A 20,922-nucleotide genomic window follows, 5' to 3' on the forward strand; every position below is an offset into this window, starting at 1 on the left:
TTGACTCGGAACGAAAGGCGGCTGACTCCAGCGAGAACAGCACGAGTCTGAAGCCCCCACGTGAAATGGTTTTCTTCCGAGGAGGCTGAGGCTGTGCCCGCGGAAAGCAGCCGCCTGCAGTGCAAGTCAACGGGATTACTAAATAAGTATAAAACGCACGAAAAAATAAAATATAGAAGTTCGGGGGTTCCATCTAGAGATGGGACTCCCGAACTTCTTTTACATTTACTGGGGTTTTGTCTCTGCCTGATTCTTCTATAAGGCAATATCTTTTTGGATTGCTGTTTGATCATTAAAAGTTTGTAAATTTAGTTTTCCTAGAACTCGGGATGTCAATGTTCCTGCAAGCATACTATCATTTACATTAAGTGCTGTACGTCCCATGTCAATCAATGCTTCGATGGAGATTAATAACCCAGCAAGTGCAACAGGCAGACCCATCGATGAAAGAACAATTAAGGCCGCAAAAGTCGCTCCTCCTCCTACACCAGCTACACCAAAGGAACTAATGCCTACGATCAGGACCAATTTGATAATAAATTCCGGTGTAAGTGGATTAATCCCTACAGATGGTGCAATCATGACAGCCAGCATTGCCGGATAAATTCCTGCACATCCATTTTGCCCAATCGTCGCACCAAAGGAAGCTGACATATTTGCAATTCCCTGATCAACACCAAGTGAATTTTTTTGTGCTTGAATATTAAGCGGAATTGTTCCCGCACTGGAGCGTGACGTAAAGGCAAAGGTTAAAACAGGTAGTGCCTTTTTCAAATATACCATTGGATTTAATCCAAATGCCCCGACTAATACTAGATGAATGATAAACATGACGAAAATCGCTGCATAAGAAGCAATAACAAATTTCCCAAGCTCCACAATGCCCGCTACATCTGTATTTGCTACGGTTGTCGTAATCAATGCCAAAATACCATACGGTGTTAAACGAAGCACTAACGTTACAATTCTCATCACAACAGCATACACAGCATTTACTATTTTCGTAAACATCTCTGCCTGTTCAGGTTTCTTTCTTCGCACACCTAATACTGCAATACCGACAAACATCGAAAAGATCACAACTGCGATTACAGAAGTGGAGCGTTCACCTGTCATATCTAAAAAGATATTAGACGGAATAAACGCTAGTATTTTCTCTGGTGCCGATAAATCCTGTACTTCTTCAAGGGAGGACTCCATCATGTTTCCTCGTTCATCTTCTGCCTGCCCTGCTTCGATCTGATCGGCGTTCAGGTCAAATAATGCAGCACTTCCTACTCCTACAAGTGCCGCTACCATTGCGGTAGTCACAAGTATTCCGATAATCCACGCTGACATCTTTCCAAGTTCAGATGATTTTTCCAAATTGATGATTGCTTGAATAATAGATACCATCACCAGCGGTACAACAATCATCATTAATAAGCGAATATAGCCGCTTCCTACAATATGATACCATTCAGATGTATTTGCTAATACATCTGAATCTGTCCCGTATATCGCTTGCAGAAGGGCACCAAAAATAATTCCTATTCCCAGACCTGTGAATACACGTTTTGTAAATGATATATGCTTTTTCTGCATCCAGATAAGAAACCCGATAATTGCTAAGAATACGGCAATATTCACACCTAGAAATAAACTATCCATAACCAATCCCCCCTATTTTTTATTTAAAAGCACTTATGACAACTAACCTTATAATTCCTATTAAATTAGTACGCTTTTATACGATACATCGATTTATATTCCATGTCAAGAAAAAAAAAAGAAGGTGCGACATCTTATCGACCTTCTTTTCTCTTATATATTCGGTTGTAACTCCATTTCCACATTTCCCCGCAGCGCTCGGGAAATCATACAGCTCTTTTCCGCTTTATAAATCAATTTCCTAAGCTTTCGATCATCTTCCTCAAGAGCATCTTCTTGCAAAGTGACAGATGGTTTATGAATGATTTTTTTATACGTTATCACACCATTTGTTACATCCACAATCCCTTCTGACTCTAGGGACATTTCTTTTAAAGGTAGCTTTGCATGCTCTATCATCGCTGCTAACGTGATAACGTAGCAGGTTGCTGCGGCACCAAGCAGCATTTCATCAGGGTTGGTGCCAATACCCGGTCCGTTCATTTCAGTTGGGATCGATATTTTTGTTTGTAAGTTTCCCGCTTCGATATAACCATCACGATTTCTTCCGCCTGGCCAATCCGCTTTTAAATGAAAATGATGTTCAGCCAATGGAACGCCCCCCTTTTACTGATGATCCAGAATTTCCTTTAGCACATTTGCTTGGTTATTTTTTTCATCTTTTGCTGCATATAAAAGTGTCATTTCTTTATTATTTTCTTTTATAAGCTGTTTTAGTTTTTCAAGTTCTTTTTGCTGATCACCACTTGTTAGTTCCATCTTATATTTTTCCTTAAATGCTGGATACTTCTGCGGATCATGTCCAAACCATTTTCTAAGCTCATTAGATGGCCCTACTTCTTTCATCCAATGATCAAGCCTGGCCTTTTCTTTTGACATCCCTCTCGGCCAGATACGGTCAACCAGAACACGTATACCATCTTCATCTTTCGCTTCTTCATAAATTCGTTTGACTTTTACTGGCATATGACTCACCTCTCTACCTAACGATACCCGTTCTACGGGAAAATAAGCAATTAAGTAAAATCACGTTTGTCCATCGTCTTGCTCTTTTTTCCTGAAGCAAACCATCCAGTTGCTGCTATGCCAACTAATACGATATAGAAGATAAGTTTCCATATTGTTGATTCTGGGAAATCATGCGGAATAAGTGCAATATCCTCATGTGCCAATACCAGAACAGTCAGTTTGATCCCAACCCATCCGACAATGAAAAATGCAGCCGTTTCTAAGCCTGGACGTTTATGCAGCAAGGACACAAAGACATTTGCTGCAAAACGCATGATGATCAGTCCGATCATACCACCGGCGAATACGACAATAAATTGTGCTGTATCTAAACTTCCGATATGCCCAAGGTCAGTTGCAGGAAGTGCTACAGCAAGTGCCACTGCAGCTAGGATGGAATCTACAGCAAATGCTAAATCGGCAATTTCGACTTTAAAAACCGTCATCCAAAACCCGCTTCCTTTTCCTTTGAGCTTGACTTCTTTTTCTTTATGGGCAAACACCTCATATAAATTTTTCACGGATATAAATAGTAAGTATGCTGCACCTAATGCTTGTACTTCCCAAAAGTCAACAAGGAATGAAATAACAAATAAAGAGCCAAAACGCAGGACAAAGGCCCCAAATAAGCCATAAAAGAGTGCTTTTTTCCGTTTTTCTTCTGGTAAATGCTTTACCATAATTGCTAGCACTAAAGCATTATCTGCTGCTAATAAACCTTCCAGCCCAACTAAAACAACCAAAACCCATAAATATTCTACTAGTAATTGCATGTCCATTTCGATTTTATCTCCTTATTAAAAAAAATGTCCTTACTAATAAGTAAGAACCATCAAAAAAGACCCTTACCTATTAGTGGTAAAGGTCTCGCTAACAACGTCCAGTTGCCAAGTAAGCCGGAGATATCATCTCGTAATGACGACTTAATTTGTACAGCTACTCCCCTTTAGGAATATATATAACTTTTTTAAAGCATGTTTATAACATTTCGCTTAACAATTCTTGAGGATTCGGTCCATCATCTCATTCATTGTTGTTTGTAAAATTTCTAATCGCTGTTTACTTTCTTCCATACTTTCGCCTCGAGCACCATAGTAGCATTTAATTTTCGGCTCTGTACCAGATGGACGTAAACAAACCCAACTATCCTTTTCTAGTACATACTTTAACACATTTTCACGTGGTAGTTCAATCGTTTCTTTTTTATCATCATGCTGCGTGAAAGTCCGAGTGCATGTTAAATAATCCTCAAATTTTTCCACTTTTAGCCCAGCTATTTCTGATAATGGATTGTTTCGCATTTCTTTCATCATTTGCTCAATTTGGCGGGAACCCTCTATCCCCTTCAGTGTTATAGAGGACAGTCCTTCTTGATAGTAGCCATGTTTTTCATATAATAGCTCTAAAGCATCCAGCAATGTTTTCCCTTGTCTTTTCCAATAATCAGCCATTTCACAGGCGACGACTGCCGCTTGAATAGCGTCTTTATCACGCACAAAACTCCGAATTAAATAGCCATAGCTTTCCTCAAAGCCAAAAATGAACGTTTCTCCTGTTGCATCATATTGCTTTATTTTTTCGCCAATATATTTAAAACCTGTTAACACATCGACTGTTTTCACACCGTGAGAAGAAGCGATGGCTCGTCCAAGTTCTGTTGTAACAATGGATTTAATCATTTTACCATTTTTAAAAACATCCTGGTCGATATGTGATAAGAGATAATCCAGTAATAAAGATCCGAGCTGATTGCCAGTTAATACGGAGTATACCCCGTCCTCATCCTTCACTGCGACCCCTAAGCGGTCTGCATCTGGATCGGTTCCAAGCAAAATGTCCGCGCCTTTTTCTTTTCCTTGCTCAATAGCCATTGTAAACGCCTGATGTTCTTCTGGGTTAGGAGAATCAACCGTTGAAAATTCCGGATCGGGTTTTGCCTGTTCTTCAACAATAGCTACATTTGGAAAATTTAATTGTTTCAAACCTTCCATAACAAGCTTGCTTGCTGTTCCATGTAAAGGGGTAAATACAACTTGTAAATCTTTATCCTGCTGAAGGTGCTGTTCTTCCATTTTAGAAATTTGCTTTAATTGCTCTAAATAAGCATGATCCACTTCATTGCCAATCCAATTTAAAAGCCCTTTCTCTTCCAGCACCTCTTTTTCCAAAATAGGAACCGTGAGTTCATTTTCTGTTTGCTGAATGGAAGCAACAATATGATCCGCTTCATCTGGTGTGATTTGTCCGCCGTCTTCGTTATATACTTTAAAGCCGTTGTATTCCGGTGGATTATGGCTGGCGGTAATCATGATTCCAGCTGTGGTCCCTAAATACCTGACAGCAAATGATAAAAGAGGGGTCGGGCGCAGCGATTCAAATACATGTGTTTTAATGCCATACGCGCCAAGTACTTTAGCAGCTTCTACTGCAAATTCCTTGGACATGTATCTTGAATCATATGCAACAACTACACCGCGGTCTTTTACATTTACACAATTAACCTTGATATAATTGGCTAGGCCATTTACTGCTTTTCGCACTGTATAAATATTCATCCGATTCCTGCCAGGTCCTAAAATCCCGCGCATTCCACCCGTACCAAAGGTTAATTCTGTGTAGAAGGCATCCTCTAATGCTACTTTATCCTCTTTCATTTGGTTTAATTCTTTTTTTAATGCTGGATCGAGATCCTGGAATGAATTCCATTTTTCATATGCCTTTTCCCAACTAGTCAATGTTGCATCCCCCTAATACGAACCTTTTTATCTGCTCAAATTTTAACACACTTTACATATTTATTCTATTAAATTCGACGGGGTTCGTTTATGAAGTTTACTATTTTCAATATCGGATAAAAATGGAATATAGGAAAAGAACGGTTTCTATTATTGCCTGATACAGGTAAAATAAGAGATAAAAGACCAGAAAATAGAAAGTTGTGATAATCATGCTGCAAAAACGTTGGTTTCAAACATTAACTTTTTTCATTTTAGTTTTTCTTCTCATTTTATTAATCTCACTTACAAACTTTATCTTTACACCACTGCTAAAGTATATTGGTGCTGTTGCTCTCCCCATAATCGGAGCCGGAATTCTCTTTTACTTGACTAAGCCTGTGATGCACTTTTTTGAGCGGTTTAAAATACCACGGGGTATTTCTATTTTATTCGTTTTCCTGCTGCTCATTTTTACTGGCTTTTTGATTACTACATATATCGCTCCAATCGCACAAACACAATTTTTAAATCTTGTTGACAACATTCCAAAAATGGTCGAGGCAGTGCAAGATCTAATTTATTACTGGCAAGCAAATCAGACCGTCATCCCGGATGAGGTTAATAAGACCATTAATAATTTTACAAATAATTTGCAATCCCATTTGGAAAACGTGATGAGTTACCTATTTGGTTTTATCAGTCAGTTAATTAGCTTTATCGCAGCAATTGTACTTGTTCCATTCTTTTTATTCTTTATGTTAAAAGATGGTGAAAAATTAGTACCGCATATTACACAGATTTTCGAGAAGAAAAAGGCGGAAAATATTCGCAATTTACTTCATAAAATTGATGTTACGTTAACAGCATTCATCCAAGGGCAGTTGATTGTGAGCTTTTGTGTTGGTGTACTCTTATTTATCGGTTACATCAGCATTGGGCTAAATTATTCATTAACCCTAGCTCTTTTTGCAATGCTGATGAATGTCATTCCTTTTCTAGGTCCATTTATTGCTGTTGTACCAGCTCTTATTGTCGGTGCATTCCAAGATCCAATGATGATTGTCTGGGTTTCGATTATTACACTGATTGCACAGCAAATTGAAAGTAATTTCATATCACCGAATGTAATGGGACGCGTTTTAGATTTACATCCATTAACCGTCATCACCGTTATTTTAGCAGCTGGCAGCATTGCAGGCTTTTTAGGCATTCTGTTCGCAGTACCGTTTTATGCTATTATCAAAACGATCATTGTCCATTTTTATAAAACATACCAAGACTCAAAAGAACATAAAGACGATGCATTAATCTAAAGAACTTACTTGTTTTCAAACATCTTTTTCCGCTAAACTATCTATAGAGGTGATTTCTAATGACAAAAAAAGAATTGGAAGCCAAATTAGCTGAATTAAAGTCAGATTATGTACGTATCCAAGGAGATATGGATAAATTAGAATTTGTTGGTGGCCGGGTGTCTTCAGCAGAAGAACAATTAGTTCGATTGGAAAAGGAAATAGCGGAACTGAATGATAAGCTGGAGGCGTTTGATTAAGCAGAAATACTTCCTTTTGAAAAAACTGTTTTCTCATACTTTATTTTTATGCCACCGCAGCCCGAAGACATTTCGCTTTTTGCGGGGGAGCCGTGAGCCTCCTCACTCGTATGTTTAAAACAACAACCTTTAAAAATACAGCCTTGATTAAAAAAGCAGATGGTGCCGCGCGGACACCATCTGCTCCTTTTGTTTATGCTTCAAAAACTTTATCCCATGAACTTCTCTTCTTTAGCATCTCTTCTGCTAGCTTTTTGGCTCCCTCAAGACTATGACTAGCTGCCCATCCGCATTGTACTTCGTTACATGCCGGAACTGCATCAGCCTCCAGTACATCATTTAATGTCTTTTCGATCGTATCTAATATTGCCTCGTAATTATCATGATTCAATACGGTTAAATAAAAACCCGTCTGGCACCCCATTGGTCCAATATCCACAATATTGTCATGGTGATTGCGAATTTTCTCTGCCATTAGATGTTCCAGTGAATGAAGTGCCGGCATTTCCATATGTTCCTTGTTTGGCTGTTTAAAACGGAGATCATATTTGTGAATAACATCCCCACTTTCCCCTTTCGTTACACCTGCCAATCGAACATATGGTGCTTTTACCTTGGTATGATCGAGATTAAAGCTTTCTACATTCATTTTCTCTGCCATAACAATTCACCTCACCTATTTATCTATTGCTTCACCTTTACATATAAATGATAACATACTCCTTTTACGTTTAGCTTCTTTTTCAGGTTATACAATGAATTCCAGTCTCAAGCAAGAAAAGAGTGAAGGCCCATTAGCCTCACTCTTTTGTCCCGTTATTCGTTCCATTACTTCGTTGGTTTTCCAGCTTTGCCTGGATTTTTTTAATTTCTTTATTTGGCGGTGTTAAACTGACAATAATATCGCCTGCTCCAGGAATTGCCTTCGTGTCCTCCGCATAAAATCTAATTTGTCCAGACGGCTTAATAACATATAAAAATACGGTAGCATCATCTTTTTCTTCGACATATTGTTTATAACTATATTGCTGTGTAATCGTTGTTTGGCGGAAAATATAGCCATTGTTAATTTTTTCATTTAAATCATCCAGCGCCATTTTCTCTTTAAATAAAATACGTCCTCCGATTTTCGATACAATATCACTAGAACTACTGTCTATCTGCCTGAAAGGGCTAATTTTAAATACATTGGTTCTTCCGTATTCAGGCATAAAAGTTGTACATACAAGTGCATTGTACGAATGAAAATCCGTAGCTGCAATTATATACTCATATGGAATCGTGTCCAAGTTATATTCTGTTTGCTCTGACAGCATTTCCCCGTGGTAAAAAGGTACACCCTCTTTTCTTGCATAACGAAGTTTTTCCCAGGAGGAGTCAACAATAATAATAGGTACTCTTGCTTTTCTAAGTGATTTTGCAAGTTCTACGGTAAACGGGTTACTGCCGACAATCAGTGTTCCAGGTCTTCCTTCCATTGATAAATGAAGCTTTTTTGCTAAACCGCGAATCGAGAATCCGTGCGCAATAACCGTAAAAATCACTAGTCCGAACGTTAACGTAGTCAAAATAGAGGCATCTTCATAGCCAGCATCAGTCAGAATCGAAGCAAAATAACTGGAAACCGTTAATGCGACAATTCCTCTGGGTGCAATCCACCCTACTAACGCTTTCTCATTTAATGACAAGTCTGTTTTAATCGTTGAGAGAAAAATGGACAATGGACGTACTGCAAACATCATCAATAATACATAACCGATAATATTTGGACTAAATATTTGCAACAATGTATCCATTTTTAATGAGGCAGTCAGCATAATAAAGATTGCTGATATTAAAAGAATGGACACATTTTCCTTGAAGTGCCTCATATCAGCAACAGAGCTTATTCCCATGTTTGCTAATGTAATACCCATGGCAGTCACTGAAAGCAGTCCCGTTTCATGCATGAATTCATCTGGTATCGTAAAGCATAAAATCACTACGACAAAAACAGCGGGGGACTTCAAGAATTCAGGTATATGTCCTGTCTCAAACATCCAACCAATTCCTCTTCCACACAGCCATCCGAAAATGCCAGCAAAAACAGATCCGACAAAGAATAGAACAAGTGCCGTCCCATTCGGATTCTCAGCCGTCAAATAAGCGATAATTTCAAAAGCAAATACCGCTAAGAGAGCACCGATCGGGTCAACAATAATACCTTCCCATTTTAAAATTTTTGCTGGACGCGGCTTTAATTTTGACTGGCGGAGCAAGGGCATAATAACGGTTGGACCTGTAACAATAAATAATCCACCAATCACAAAAGCGACTGGCCATGATAACCCTGCAATATAATGAGCGGTTAAAGAGCCAAGTATCCAAGCAATAAAAGCACCGATCGTAGAGATACGAAATACAGGCTTTCCAAGGCCTCTTAATTCCTTAAAGTTTAAATTCAAACTTCCTTCAAAAAGGATGATAGCAACTGCAACGGATATAATAGGATTATATAAATTACCGAAATCTTCCTCTGGATTGATGAACCCTAAAATTGGTCCTACCAGCAAACCTGTAACAGACATTACAACAATCGCTGGTATCCGGTAACGCCAGGCTGCCCACTGGGCTCCAATCCCTAAAAGACCGATAAGCATAATTTCAAATAAGATAGATGGAACCATTTGATACCCCCTCATATAAGCGCATGTAAGTTCAAATTGCCTTCCACCAACATGACGATTTTAAATATATAGGGTCAGTTTAAATGGGAAAGAGGAGAATGTAAATACTTTTAATCATTTATATTTTAAAAACAAATTTTTCTCTATTATCATAATAATTAGTAATCGGACACATAATTTTTGAAATTAAAGCCATTAAAATTATTCTACATATATTGACATAAACTGCGCTTCATTGGTAGTATATATTTTGTTTGATTTGAATGAAATGTCTATACAATTCGATTCCCCTTTTTAATTTTCAGATAATATTGAAAAAGGATACTTTTTTTGAAACTAAATTGTTGCAAGTTTGGGAGGATAACACATCGTGAATAAAAATACATTTATTATAGGTTTTATGCTTTTTGCTCTTTTTTTTGGGGCGGGAAATTTAATTTATCCACCAACACTCGGTTCTGAATCCGGCACATCTTACTGGACCGCAATCGCCGGATTTGTCATCACTGGTGTTGGACTGCCAATACTTGCAGTAACAGCTATTTCATTTGTGAAAAATGATGCAAGAGAATTAGCAAACCATGTACATCCGCTATTCGGGCTTATCTTTACTTCGATTGTATATCTTGCCATTGGACCTTTTTTCGGAATACCACGTGCTGCTACTGTTGCTTATGAAATGAGTGTGGAACCATTCATCGGAGATAAAGCCTCCATGGCATTATTTATTTTTACAACCATATTTTTCGCACTTGTTTTACTTGTCAGTCTTAACCCATCTAAAATGGTTGATCGGATTGGCCAGTTCTTAACACCAATTTTGTTACTCGCGATTGTTGCTTTAAGTATTGGGGGATTTATCCTACTTAAAGACCCACTAGGAGCACCTGGAGAAAAGTATGTAAGTTCTCCATTTTTTACGGGATTCGTAGAGGGGTACTTGACCATGGATGCTATTGCTGCATTTGCATTTGGTATCATCGTTGTAAATGCATTTAAAGAACGTGGAATTTCAACGCAGAGCAACCTTATTAAATCAACTTTAAAATCGGGCATAATAACAGCAATTGGCTTAATTGCAGTCTATGCATCTATTGGTTGGATTGGTGCTAAAATGGCAAGTCAAGGAACCTATGAAAATGGAGGCGAAATTTTATCCAGTGCAGCTAACTTCATGTTCGGTGACTTCGGTACCTTATTACTCGGTATTATTGTTACCCTTGCATGTTTTACTACAGCAGTCGGATTAATCGTTGCCTCAGGACAATACTTCAGTAAAATTATTCCGCTTCCATATCCTGTCATTATCACGATTTGGACATTGGCAAGCTATCTGATTGCAAATCAGGGACTAAATACCATTATTAGCTATTCTGTCCCCGTACTTACTTTCATTTACCCAATTACGATTGTTCTTATTCTCTTAACCTTCACGCAAAGACTCTTTCATTCTTCCAGTGAAGTGTACCGCGGGGCGATTATTGGTACGATGATTGTTAGTATTTATGATGGATTAATAGAATTTGGCCTTGAATTGCCAACAATAACAAGTTTTATGGAAAAGCTTCCATTTTTCACAATCGGCCTTGGCTGGATTGTCCCAGCCTTCATTGGTGCCGCCATTGGCTTTTTATTTTCACGAACAAAAAACTGACGTCTTGCGTCAGTTTTTTTATGAAATGAATCGAGTCTAAGATCGTGAAAATATGTTAGGATAGAAAAATAAAGGAGGATCCCATTGTTAGTGAAAGAGGAAAAAATTCTACAAACCTATTTTGGCTATGAAACGTTTCGTCCCGGACAAAAAGAAACAATCGATAATATCTTGCAAACGAAAAACACACTTGCTGTCATGCCTACAGGTGGAGGAAAATCGTTATGCTATCAAATTCCCGGCCTGTCTAGAGACGGCACAGCGATTATCATTTCTCCATTAATTTCACTGATGAAAGACCAAGTTGATGCTCTAAAATCACTAGGCATACCTGCTACATATATTAACAGTTCGCTATCAGCAAGTGAACAGCAAACACGACTTCAGGATGTCTTTAAAAACAGGTATAAATTTGTTTACGTTGCACCCGAGCGTTTTGAATCCTATAGCTTTACGAATACCATAAAAAGAATCCCCTTATCTCTAGTAGCCTTTGATGAAGCACACTGTATTTCTCAATGGGGGCATGACTTTAGACCAAGCTATCGATCCATCGTTCCTCAGTTAAAACAGCTTGCTAACATTCCTGTATTCGTTGCCCTAACTGCTACTGCTACGGAAGAAGTTATTTCTGATATTCAGCAGCTGCTTCATATAGAAAAGGATTCCGTCATTAATACTGGCTTTGAGCGTGACAATTTATCCTTTCATATTGTAAAGGGGAAAGATCGCACATCTTATGTTCGTTCCTTTCTAGAGGAGCATCCGAATGAATCTGGAATCATTTACACAGCAACACGAAAACAGGCAGATTCCTTATATGAACAGCTTCAGAAGCGAGGATTCTCCGTATCCAAATACCATGCGGGTCTGTCTGAAGAGGCGCGTAAGCAAGCACAAGTTGCTTTCATCCATGATGAGGTAAATATCATGATTGCCACAAATGCATTTGGAATGGGAATTGATAAGTCAAACGTACGCAATATCATTCACTACGCAATGCCAATGAATATCGAGTCTTATTATCAGGAAGCCGGAAGAGCAGGACGGGACGGGGAACCCAGTGATTGTATTCTACTATTCTCACCGCAGGACATTCAATTACAGAAATTTTTAATTGAACAATCCATGATGAATGACGAAGCCAAACAGCTGGAATATCGTAAATTACAGGCCATGATTAATTATTGCCATACACATGGCTGCCTGACTTCTTTCATCTTAGATTATTTTAATGATCAACCCACACAAGAGACTTGTGGACGGTGCAGCAATTGCGTGCACCGCCAGGAAAAAACAGAAATAACTGAAGAAGCACAAATGATTCTTTCCTGTGTAAAAAGAATGGGTGAACGCTTCGGAGTTGGCATGACCGCCAAAGTACTTAAAGGTTCAAAAGACAAAAAGATAAGAGAATTTCAATTAAATAACTTATCCACCTATGGCATTCTGTCCGCTTACACGGAAAAAGAACTGACCGAGTGGATTCACTTTTTAATTGCCGAACAACTCCTTGCTACAGAAGAAGGAAAATTTCCAACCCTGAAATTAAACCGAAACTCTGTGGATGTATTAAAAGGGCAGAGACCCGTATGGATGTATACCGCTCCATTACCGGTTAACGAACAAGCAGACTATCATGAAGATTTATTTACGAAACTGCGAGCATTACGCAAGCAAATTGCCGATGAAAAAAATGTGCCACCCTATGTTTTATTTTCTGACGCAACATTAAAAGAATTAAGTCGTTATATCCCGGAAGAAAAGGAAGATATGCTCGACATTAAAGGAATTGGCGAAAAGAAATACGAACAGTATGGAGAGGTATTCCTGGATGTTATTAAAGGCTGGCGCAAAGATCATCCCGATGTAAAAGCAAAAATACAGATTTCAAGTACTTCACCAGCAAAACCGAAAAAAGACCCGAATGATGACCGGCCAAGTCACATGATTAGTTATCAGATGTTCCAATCCGGAAAATCCATCAAGGATATTGCTCTTATCAGGGAAATGTCTTCCCAAACCATCGAAAAACATTTGTTCAGGGCATACAAAGATGGCTTTCCACTGGCATGGGAGATATTTTTTAATCCTGAAGAAGAGACACAAATTTTAGCAGCATACGAGGAAGTTGCGGAACCTCGCTTAAAGCTATTAAAAGAAGCCTTACCGGAATCATATAGTTATACAAAAATTAAGGCTGTTTTAGTAAAGAATGATATCATGTAAAGAAAACTCAAAGCTATTAAAAAAAGGTTAGGACATAACTAGCCAAGAATAAGTAAAAATGGGTTCATCATCAAAGGCCGATGATCGAACCCATTTTTCGTTATAATAAATTTTCTGGTTTTTCATATCTAGTTGACTGGAACGAAAGGCGGCTGACTCCTGCGGGAATAGCACAGGTCTGAAGACCCCACGTGAAGTGGTTTTCTTCCGAGGAGGCTGAGGCCGTGCCCGCGGAAAGCAGCCGCCTGCAGTGCAAGTCAACGGGATTACTAAATAAGTATAAATCGCACGGAAAAATAAAATAAAGAAGTTCGCGAGTTCCATCTAGAGATAGGGCTCCCGAACTTCTTTTACATTTACTGGGGTCTTGTCCCAGGCTCTTCCTATTATTTCCCTTTTATATCCAAAGCCCATGTACCGTTTCTAAAAACAGCTTCTGTTGTACCATCTGCTTTTACACCGTCAATGTCTAGCTTTTCTGAGCCAATCATGAAGTCAACATGTGTCAAGCTATCATTCACACCATGCTGATCCAGTTCTTTCTCATCCATTTCGGCCCCGCCTGCTAGGTTTGTTGGATAAGCCTTACCGAGCGCAATATGGCAAGATGCGTTCTCATCAAATAACGTATTATAAAAAATCAGACCGGACTGGGAAACAGGGGATTCATGTGGTACTAATGCAACTTCCCCTAGGCGCTTGGCACCTTCATCCGTATCCAGTAAATGCTTTAATGTTTCTTCCCCTTGCTCCGCCTGATAGTCTACTACTTTCCCGTCTTTAAATGTCAGGCTAAAGTTATCAATGAGGCTTCCCCCATAATTTAAAGGCTTTGTGCTCGTCACTGTTCCATTCACCCCATATTTATGCGGCAGGGAAAATACTTCTTCCGTCGGCATGTTTGGATTAAAAGTAATCCCTTTTTCCGACTCGGCTGACCCGCCTTTCCAAATATGGCCTTTAGGAAGCTCAATTTCTAAATCTGTGCCCGGCGCTTTATAAATTAACTTTTGATAGTTTTTCTCATTTAATATTTCCCTGGCTATTTTCAATGTCTCATTATGCGCATCCCAAGCAGCGACAGGATTATCCTGATCAACACGGACAATTTTCACAATTGCTTCCCATAAACTTTCGATTGCATCATCCTTTGATTGATCAGGAAAGATTTTTTGCGCCCAGTTCCCAGTCGGGATAGAAATAATAGACCAGGTAATTTTATCATTCATCGTATATTTTCGGAAATTCTTCATCGCTTCCGCACCAGCTTTATTCGCCTTCGCAATCAAGGAAGGATCAATATCCTTCAATAAATCTGGATCGGTGGAGCGGATGGACAGGACAGCTGCACCATCTTCTGCGTACATATCATGTAATTTCACTTTCCACTCCGGATAATGAGCAATTACTTCTTCCGGAGCATTTTTAAATTTGAGCAACGTTAATTCATCATCTACCCAATTAATATGGACATCTTTCGCTCCTAATTCATATGCTTTGTGGGCAACGATTTTAGTAAAATCAGCACCCTCTATCGGAGCATTTATCATTAAAGCTTGATTTTTTTGTAAATTAACGCCTGTACGAAGCGCTAATTCAGCATATTTTTCTTGCGTTTGTTGACGAACCATCATCATACCTCCATTTTAAAAATTTATGAGATTCCCAAGAATATTATTTCATACCATACAGGATTTACCAACTATATGAAAACAATTCAGGTTAAGAATTTTCCTTTGCTTGTTTACGCTCCCAGTACTCAATGCCTGTTTCATCTTCTAATACATCTCTGTAAAACACAGGGTCTTTCCCAGCCTTGCGCTGCTGCCTGTAATCTTTCAGAACACGATTTGCTACTTTAAATAATTTTGTAATCGCATAAAGGTTAATCAGTGCCATGATTGCCATGGTGACGTCAGCAAGTGCCCAGACCAGATCAAAAGAAGCTAAAGCACCAAACACCACCATGACGAGCGCAACGATTCGATAGATAAATAATCCAACTTTACTATCTTTGATATAACCGATATTACTTTCCCCGTAATAGTAATTTCCTAAAATAGAACTATATGCAAATAGAAAGATGGCAATCGCAATGAAAGCGGAAGCCCAACCGCCAACATGAAATTCAAAAGCTTTTTGCGTTAATTGAATACCATCTGCCTTACTTCCCTCATAGCCGCCAGCAGAAATAAGAATAAATCCTGTTGCACTACAGATTAAAATCGTATCAAAAAATACACCCAAGGCCTGAATGAAGCCTTGTTTAGCAGGGTGCGTTACTTCTGCAGTAGCCGCAGCGTTCGGGGCACTCCCCATACCAGCTTCATTAGAGAATAATCCACGTTTAATCCCCATCATAATTGCCGCTCCAAATCCACCACCGGCAACTTCGCGAATACCAAAAGCATTAGCAAAAATAAGTCCAATCATATTAGGAATTTCTGTAATATTCATGATAAGGACATAAATCGCTAGTAAAATATACAAAATGGCCAAAACAGGTACGATAATCTGCGTTACATTCGCAATACTTCTTAGACCGCCAAATATGACGACTGCAGTTAATAAGACAAGGACAATCGCCATGTACTCTGCACCAAATTCAAATTCTCCGGCAAAAGCCAAGCTGATCGTGTTTGCCTGCACAGAATTAAATACAAGTCCATATGTAAATGTAATCGTGATTGCAAATACAATCCCAAGCCAGCGTTTATTTAATCCCTTCTCCATATAATAAGCAGGGCCACCCCGATACTGCGTTTTTCCAGGAACTTTATACACCTGTGCAAGTGTACTTTCCACAAAAGCTGTAGCAGAGCCGAGCAGCGCAAGCAGCCACATCCAGAAGATAGCACCTGGACCTCCTGCAGCGATTGCAGTTGCTACACCCGCCAAATTACCAGTTCCAACCCTTGATGCAGCACTTATAGCAAATGCCTGGAAAGAAGATGTTCCCTTTTTACCCGAAGCATCGATTGTTCGTTTATCAAATAATACACGGAACATTTCTGTAAAGTATCTGAACTGTACGAAGTTCGTCTTAAACGTAAACCATAAACCTAACCCAATGAGTACTGCAATTAGCACATACGTCCACAGTACATCATTTACTTCACCTATTATTTTTTCAATTATATCCAAAATAAAACGTTCTCCCTTCTCCCTTTGAAATAAAAGCTATTTATGATATACCCATCTTCTATTTTATACTAACCAAAGCCACAGGAAAATCTCATTCAAAAAAAACTTCACTATTTTTTAGTGAAGTTTTTAATAATAAATAACAACTCCCATCACACCCGACAGAAGGATTACCATTACCGGATTTATTTTTGTAAATAAAAGAAGGCCTAGTCCTGCTATTACAAAAAGAATCCCGATCCACTCAAAGCCCAGCAACTTTGAAGTACCTATCATATCGTTTTGCATAGCAAAATGAATCGCAGCATAGGCAATTAAACCTGTTATAACCGGGCGTAATCCATAAAACGCATTATCCATGAAGTTTCGCTTCTTCATCTTATACATAAACAACGATAGGAGTACAACAATGAGCAGAGAAGGCAAGGAAACAGCAACGGCTGAGATTGCCGCTCCTAACATCCCACCAACTTTATATCCAACAAACACCGCACTGTTTGTTGCAATAGGCCCCGGAGACATACCAGCTATCGCTACTACATCCGTAAACTCTTGTGTTGACAGCCATTGATGTGCTCGCACTTCATATTCAATGACAGGAATCATGGCGTAACCTCCACCAAAGGAAATAAAACCAATTTTAAGAAAAGAAACAAAAAGATTCCAGTACATTTATTTTTCCCACCTTACCCATGTTGATCTGCTCCCTGCCTTGCAACATGCTTTGATGTAACACGTTTTCTATTTAATAAAATACCAATAACTCCCAGCGATAAGGATAAAAATTGGATGGACAGGTACAAATAAAAATAAGATTAACGCAACACCTGCAATGATACCTGTTACTGTATTAAAGATGGCTGTTTTACCGATGGTAATTGCAGCATACGCGATTAGTGCAACAATTGCCGGGCGAATCCCCATAAATGCAGCTTCAACGATCGGGTTGTGCTGAAAACTCAAAAATAAAGCAGCGAGCGCAACAATGATTAAGAAGGTCGGTGTAACAATCCCGATTGTCCCGGCTATTGCGCCAAATAAGCCAGCTATACGGTAACCAATGAATGTGGCAGTGTTTACAGCAATAGAGCCAGGGACCGTTTGCGCCATAACCAAAACATCTGCAATATCTTTCTCCTCCACCCACTTTTTCTTCACGGTTACAGCCCGCTCCAGTAAAGGAATCATAGCATATCCTCCACCAAATGAAACCGGGCTGATTTTAAAAAAGGTAAAAAAGATATCCCATAGTAATTTTATTTTATTCTTCTCCATACCGACCCTCCAACTACGCTATATAAGAATCAATTACCATACTGCCGGCACCTATTGCAGTAGCATTTTCACCCAGATTCCCATGACTAAAATTCACTTCACATCCAGGATACAAGCTGTTAATTCACTCCGTAGCCGTTTGTACTACGGTCTGATAAAATAAGTCGAAGCGATGATACATCGGTCCGCCTAGGATAACTAAATCAGGCTGCAAAAGCGCAAAAATATTAGAAACAGCTATTCCAGTATGATAACCAAAATCTTTTAAAATAGTGGTGCATAATGCATCATCTTTTTCAACTGCTAAACAAATGGAATCAAAATCAATATCTTCCGGGTTTTCCACATGTTCCATCAGAAGGGAGGAATGGCCACATTTTATCTTTTCTATAATCTCACTCTTTAGAGCTAGAATGGTTGAATACGTGTGAACACACCCATCACTACCACAAACACATCTTCTACCATTTGTATTCACAACCATATGGCCATTCCCATATTTCCCGTGCCGATCAGCAGCACCCTGGAATAAATCATGATTCGTAACGACACCAAGACGAATACCTACCCTCAAATAGCCGATTTCTAAATGGGGCTGTTTCTATTCATTCTTATAAGTGAATCTCCTGACCTTCCTCCAAAATGAAAAATCCATTTGCTTCTACTTCTTCTTGATATCTCTGGTCGGTGCCAATCACTGGATTCGTATGATTAAAATGAGTGAAATAAATATTACATGTGTCTTTGTATGGTTCAAACTTTTCCATCGACTTTGTCATGAGCGGATGCGGAATATCTTTATAGGATCTGCCAATCCACTCAAGCTCTACGGTGGAATAAAATGTTCCATCAATAATACAGTAATCGATATCCTTCATTCGTTGACCTAAGTCTTGCTCCCATTCCTCCCAGCTATCAATATCAGGTATATACAGCAGACTTTTTTGTTTACCTTGAATCATAAAACCAAACGTTTCAGAGAATTCATTTCGATGCGGAACAGATAGCGGAATAATACATGCTCCTTCAGGGAATGAAATTGCTTTTTGATTCTCTATTAATTTGAGCTTTATGTTATTAAAATCGATTAATTGTTTCCAAGGATAATGGCTTGATAGAAAATGATTCATTTCCCCCCCTGCCATGACAGGCATTTCCTTTGTTGAAATTGCTTCTTTTCCTAGGAACATCAAACCAGGGTAGTGACCGATATGTGCATGTGTAAGCAGTATCCCATCCATCATCTGCTTCCACCCCATGTCACTTTGAACATGTTGAAGCTGCTGCTTAAAATCAGGCGAAGGGTCAATCATATACCACTTATTTTCTGTTTCAAAATGAATGGAAAGTGAAGCAGCAAAACGTTGGTATTTTTTATCCTTTTTTGCTGCTTCACAATGGTCACAAAAACAATTGGGATGAGGTATACCTGCATCCTGTGCTGTTCCTAATACTTTAATAAACATTGCGAGCCATCCCCTCTTTCTTTTCATAATTTGTAGCCGGGATACGCTTGATTGCAAAACCGGTATACCCATAGACAATATTGATAAGCGGCACCAGAAACGCAAAAAAGATAAATGGAATGAATTCAGTTGCTGGTACACCAAATACCCCTGCTGCAAACACAGCTGGAACTCCCCACGGCACCAAATTTATCCCGACTGTCCCAGCAGCTTCAACACTTCTTGATAGATTTAATGGGGAAAGTGCAAAATTTTTATAGGACTTAAGAAAGCCTCTTGCAGGTAAAATGATTGCCAAAAACTGGGCTCCACTTGCAAAAGCAACTACAAAAGTGGATAGAACCGTAGAAAGAATGAGCGACCCCGTTGAATGAACTCTTGCTACGATCGTATTTACAATCACTTTGAACACTCCGGTTGATTCTAGGACTCCACCAAGAGCAGTTGCAATAATAATTAAGCCGATTGTGTTAAGCATCGAATTAATTCCACCTCTTGATAACAAAGAGTCAATTGCTTCAATACCGCTTTCTGCTTGATATCCTGCTGTCATTGCTTGGACCACTTGCGTAATATTGCTTCCCTGTACAAGGATTGCTGTTATACCTCCTATGACTGCAATGAGTACAAGAGAAGGTATTGCCGGGTACTGTTTCAGCATTAAAAATAAGGTGAAAACCGGAATAGCAAATAGGAGTGGATGAATGACAAATAACGCATCTAAACCTTGCATCATTTCATTGATTTCACTGACACTTGCTGTTGATGTTGCGTAATTCAGCCCCACAATCCAATATAATAACAGTGAGATTACAAAAGCTGGGATCGTATCCCAGAGCATGTAGCGAACGTGTGCAAATAGATCCTCACCCACCATTGCTGGAGCAACATTTGTAGTGTCTGACAAAGGAGATAATTTATCACCAAAAAAGGCTCCCGAAATAACCGCACCTGCTACGAGTGGCAGCGGAAAATCCATCCCCTGTCCAATGGCAATAAAAGCCAGCCCGACTGTAGCGATTGAGGTGAAAGAACTGCCCAGTACAAGTGCAACAATACCAGTAATAAAACAAACGAGCGGTACAAAAAAATTAGGATTAATCATTGCGAGTCCGTAGTAGATAAGTGTAGGGATAACCCCACTTAAAATCCAGGTTCCAATGATGGTTCCAATAATAAATAATATAAATACTGCTGGAAGTGCCTTAGAAACACCATCCGATAAAGCCCCTTGCAAATCGCGCCATTGGTACCCTAGTATTTTTCCTATCAAAGATGCCGCAGCAATACCACTAATTAAGGGAATAAACATCCCTGCGTCCCAGACAAAGATGGACATAGCCGCAGCACCTATTAAAATGACTAACGGAACAAGTGCAAGGCCAATATTTGGTTCTTTTCCATTCATCTATTCTCACACTCCTTGATCATGTCCCCCAAATCTTTTATAATTTTGATTTTTAAGACGATTAATGATGAAAGTATAGCGAAAAGCATACCTAACGTCAATATCGTGACGATCGAAAAATGCGTTATATTAATCTTCCAAGAAAAATTGAAG

General features: G+C 39.1%; 18 protein-coding genes. 4 read left to right on the plus strand and 14 right to left on the minus strand.

Annotated elements, in window-relative coordinates; genetic code table 11:
• Positions 1 to 255: 255 nt before the first annotated feature.
• The 5 genes from GZ63_RS0102820 to GZ63_RS0102840 all read right to left on the minus strand — a co-directional run bounded on the left by GZ63_RS0102820 (position 256) and on the right by GZ63_RS0102840 (position 5,393).
• Positions 256 to 1,650, minus strand: coding sequence for an L-cystine transporter (locus tag GZ63_RS0102820; protein WP_029266656.1), 1,395 nt, complete (start codon positions 1,648 to 1,650; stop codon positions 256 to 258).
• 153 nt (positions 1,651 to 1,803) lie between these two features.
• On the minus strand, positions 1,804 to 2,241 hold the full coding sequence (locus GZ63_RS0102825; RefSeq protein ID WP_029266657.1) for an OsmC family protein: 438 nt from the start codon (positions 2,239 to 2,241) through the stop codon (positions 1,804 to 1,806).
• 15 nt (positions 2,242 to 2,256) lie between these two features.
• A complete protein-coding gene (locus tag GZ63_RS0102830) occupies positions 2,257 to 2,616 on the minus strand; it encodes a DUF488 domain-containing protein (protein WP_029266659.1) in 360 nt (119 codons plus the stop codon).
• A 50-nt stretch (positions 2,617 to 2,666) separates the two neighbouring features.
• Positions 2,667 to 3,437, minus strand: coding sequence for a TerC family protein (locus GZ63_RS0102835; protein ID WP_029266661.1), 771 nt, complete (start codon positions 3,435 to 3,437; stop codon positions 2,667 to 2,669).
• Positions 3,438 to 3,650: 213 nt separating this feature from the next.
• Positions 3,651 to 5,393, minus strand: a complete 1,743-nt coding sequence (locus tag GZ63_RS0102840; RefSeq protein WP_029266663.1) for a phospho-sugar mutase — start codon at positions 5,391 to 5,393, stop codon at positions 3,651 to 3,653.
• A 212-nt stretch (positions 5,394 to 5,605) separates the two neighbouring features.
• Here GZ63_RS0102840 and GZ63_RS0102845 point away from each other — a divergent pair, with 212 nt between their 5' ends.
• Both GZ63_RS0102845 and GZ63_RS0102850 read left to right on the plus strand, forming a co-directional pair.
• Positions 5,606 to 6,688, plus strand: a complete 1,083-nt coding sequence (locus GZ63_RS0102845) for an AI-2E family transporter (protein ID WP_029266665.1) — start codon at positions 5,606 to 5,608, stop codon at positions 6,686 to 6,688.
• Between the two features lie 59 nt (positions 6,689 to 6,747).
• Positions 6,748 to 6,927: an SE1832 family protein gene (locus tag GZ63_RS0102850; protein ID WP_029266667.1), complete on the plus strand. Its 180-nt coding sequence runs from the start codon at positions 6,748 to 6,750 to the stop codon at positions 6,925 to 6,927.
• A gap of 193 nt (positions 6,928 to 7,120) precedes the next feature.
• On the opposite strand, the gene GZ63_RS0102855 is transcribed toward GZ63_RS0102850, so the two are convergent.
• Positions 7,121 to 7,588, minus strand: a complete 468-nt coding sequence (locus GZ63_RS0102855) for an S-ribosylhomocysteine lyase (protein ID WP_029266669.1) — start codon at positions 7,586 to 7,588, stop codon at positions 7,121 to 7,123.
• Positions 7,589 to 7,727: 139 nt separating this feature from the next.
• Positions 7,728 to 9,593: a cation:proton antiporter gene (locus GZ63_RS0102860; protein ID WP_029266671.1), complete on the minus strand. Its 1,866-nt coding sequence runs from the start codon at positions 9,591 to 9,593 to the stop codon at positions 7,728 to 7,730.
• Positions 9,594 to 9,960: 367 nt separating this feature from the next.
• On the opposite strand from GZ63_RS0102860, the gene brnQ reads away from it, so the two are divergent.
• Both brnQ and recQ read left to right on the plus strand, forming a co-directional pair.
• Complete coding sequence (gene brnQ, locus GZ63_RS0102865; RefSeq protein ID WP_156947668.1) at positions 9,961 to 11,247, plus strand: branched-chain amino acid transport system II carrier protein; 1,287 nt, start codon at positions 9,961 to 9,963, stop codon at positions 11,245 to 11,247.
• Between the two features lie 84 nt (positions 11,248 to 11,331).
• Positions 11,332 to 13,476 (plus strand): DNA helicase RecQ, encoded by a 2,145-nt coding sequence (gene recQ / locus GZ63_RS0102870; RefSeq protein WP_029266675.1) that lies wholly within the window; start codon positions 11,332 to 11,334, stop codon positions 13,474 to 13,476.
• Positions 13,477 to 13,862: 386 nt separating this feature from the next.
• Here the strand turns inward: recQ and GZ63_RS0102875 are convergent, their stop codons facing one another.
• The 7 genes from GZ63_RS0102875 to nhaC form a co-directional block, all read right to left on the minus strand.
• Entirely contained in the window at positions 13,863 to 15,107 is a 1,245-nt protein-coding gene (locus GZ63_RS0102875; RefSeq protein ID WP_029266677.1) for an aminopeptidase, read from the minus strand.
• Positions 15,108 to 15,198: 91 nt separating this feature from the next.
• On the minus strand, positions 15,199 to 16,620 hold the full coding sequence (locus GZ63_RS0102880) for an alanine/glycine:cation symporter family protein (protein WP_029266679.1): 1,422 nt from the start codon (positions 16,618 to 16,620) through the stop codon (positions 15,199 to 15,201).
• A gap of 129 nt (positions 16,621 to 16,749) precedes the next feature.
• The gene (locus GZ63_RS0102885) at positions 16,750 to 17,292 is read right to left on the minus strand and encodes a chromate transporter (RefSeq protein WP_029266681.1); all 543 of its coding nucleotides are present in this window, start codon (positions 17,290 to 17,292) and stop codon (positions 16,750 to 16,752) included.
• 69 nt (positions 17,293 to 17,361) lie between these two features.
• Complete coding sequence (locus tag GZ63_RS0102890) at positions 17,362 to 17,895, minus strand: chromate transporter (RefSeq protein ID WP_038220893.1); 534 nt, start codon at positions 17,893 to 17,895, stop codon at positions 17,362 to 17,364.
• Positions 17,896 to 18,019: 124 nt separating this feature from the next.
• Entirely contained in the window at positions 18,020 to 18,469 is a 450-nt protein-coding gene (locus GZ63_RS0102895; RefSeq protein WP_029266685.1) for an ROK family protein, read from the minus strand.
• 37 nt (positions 18,470 to 18,506) lie between these two features.
• On the minus strand, positions 18,507 to 19,361 hold the full coding sequence (locus tag GZ63_RS0102900) for an MBL fold metallo-hydrolase (protein ID WP_029266687.1): 855 nt from the start codon (positions 19,359 to 19,361) through the stop codon (positions 18,507 to 18,509).
• Positions 19,351 to 20,769 carry a Na+/H+ antiporter NhaC gene (gene nhaC, locus GZ63_RS0102905; RefSeq protein ID WP_029266689.1) on the minus strand — a complete coding sequence of 473 codons (1,419 nt, stop codon included), beginning with the start codon at positions 20,767 to 20,769 and terminating at the stop codon, positions 19,351 to 19,353. The genes GZ63_RS0102900 and nhaC overlap by 11 nt, the downstream gene beginning before the upstream one ends.
• Between the last annotated feature and the right edge of the window lie 153 nt (positions 20,770 to 20,922).

The organism is Virgibacillus alimentarius, from assembly GCF_000709085.1.
Taxonomy (GTDB): Bacteria; Bacillota; Bacilli; order Bacillales; family Amphibacillaceae; genus Virgibacillus_B; species Virgibacillus_B alimentarius.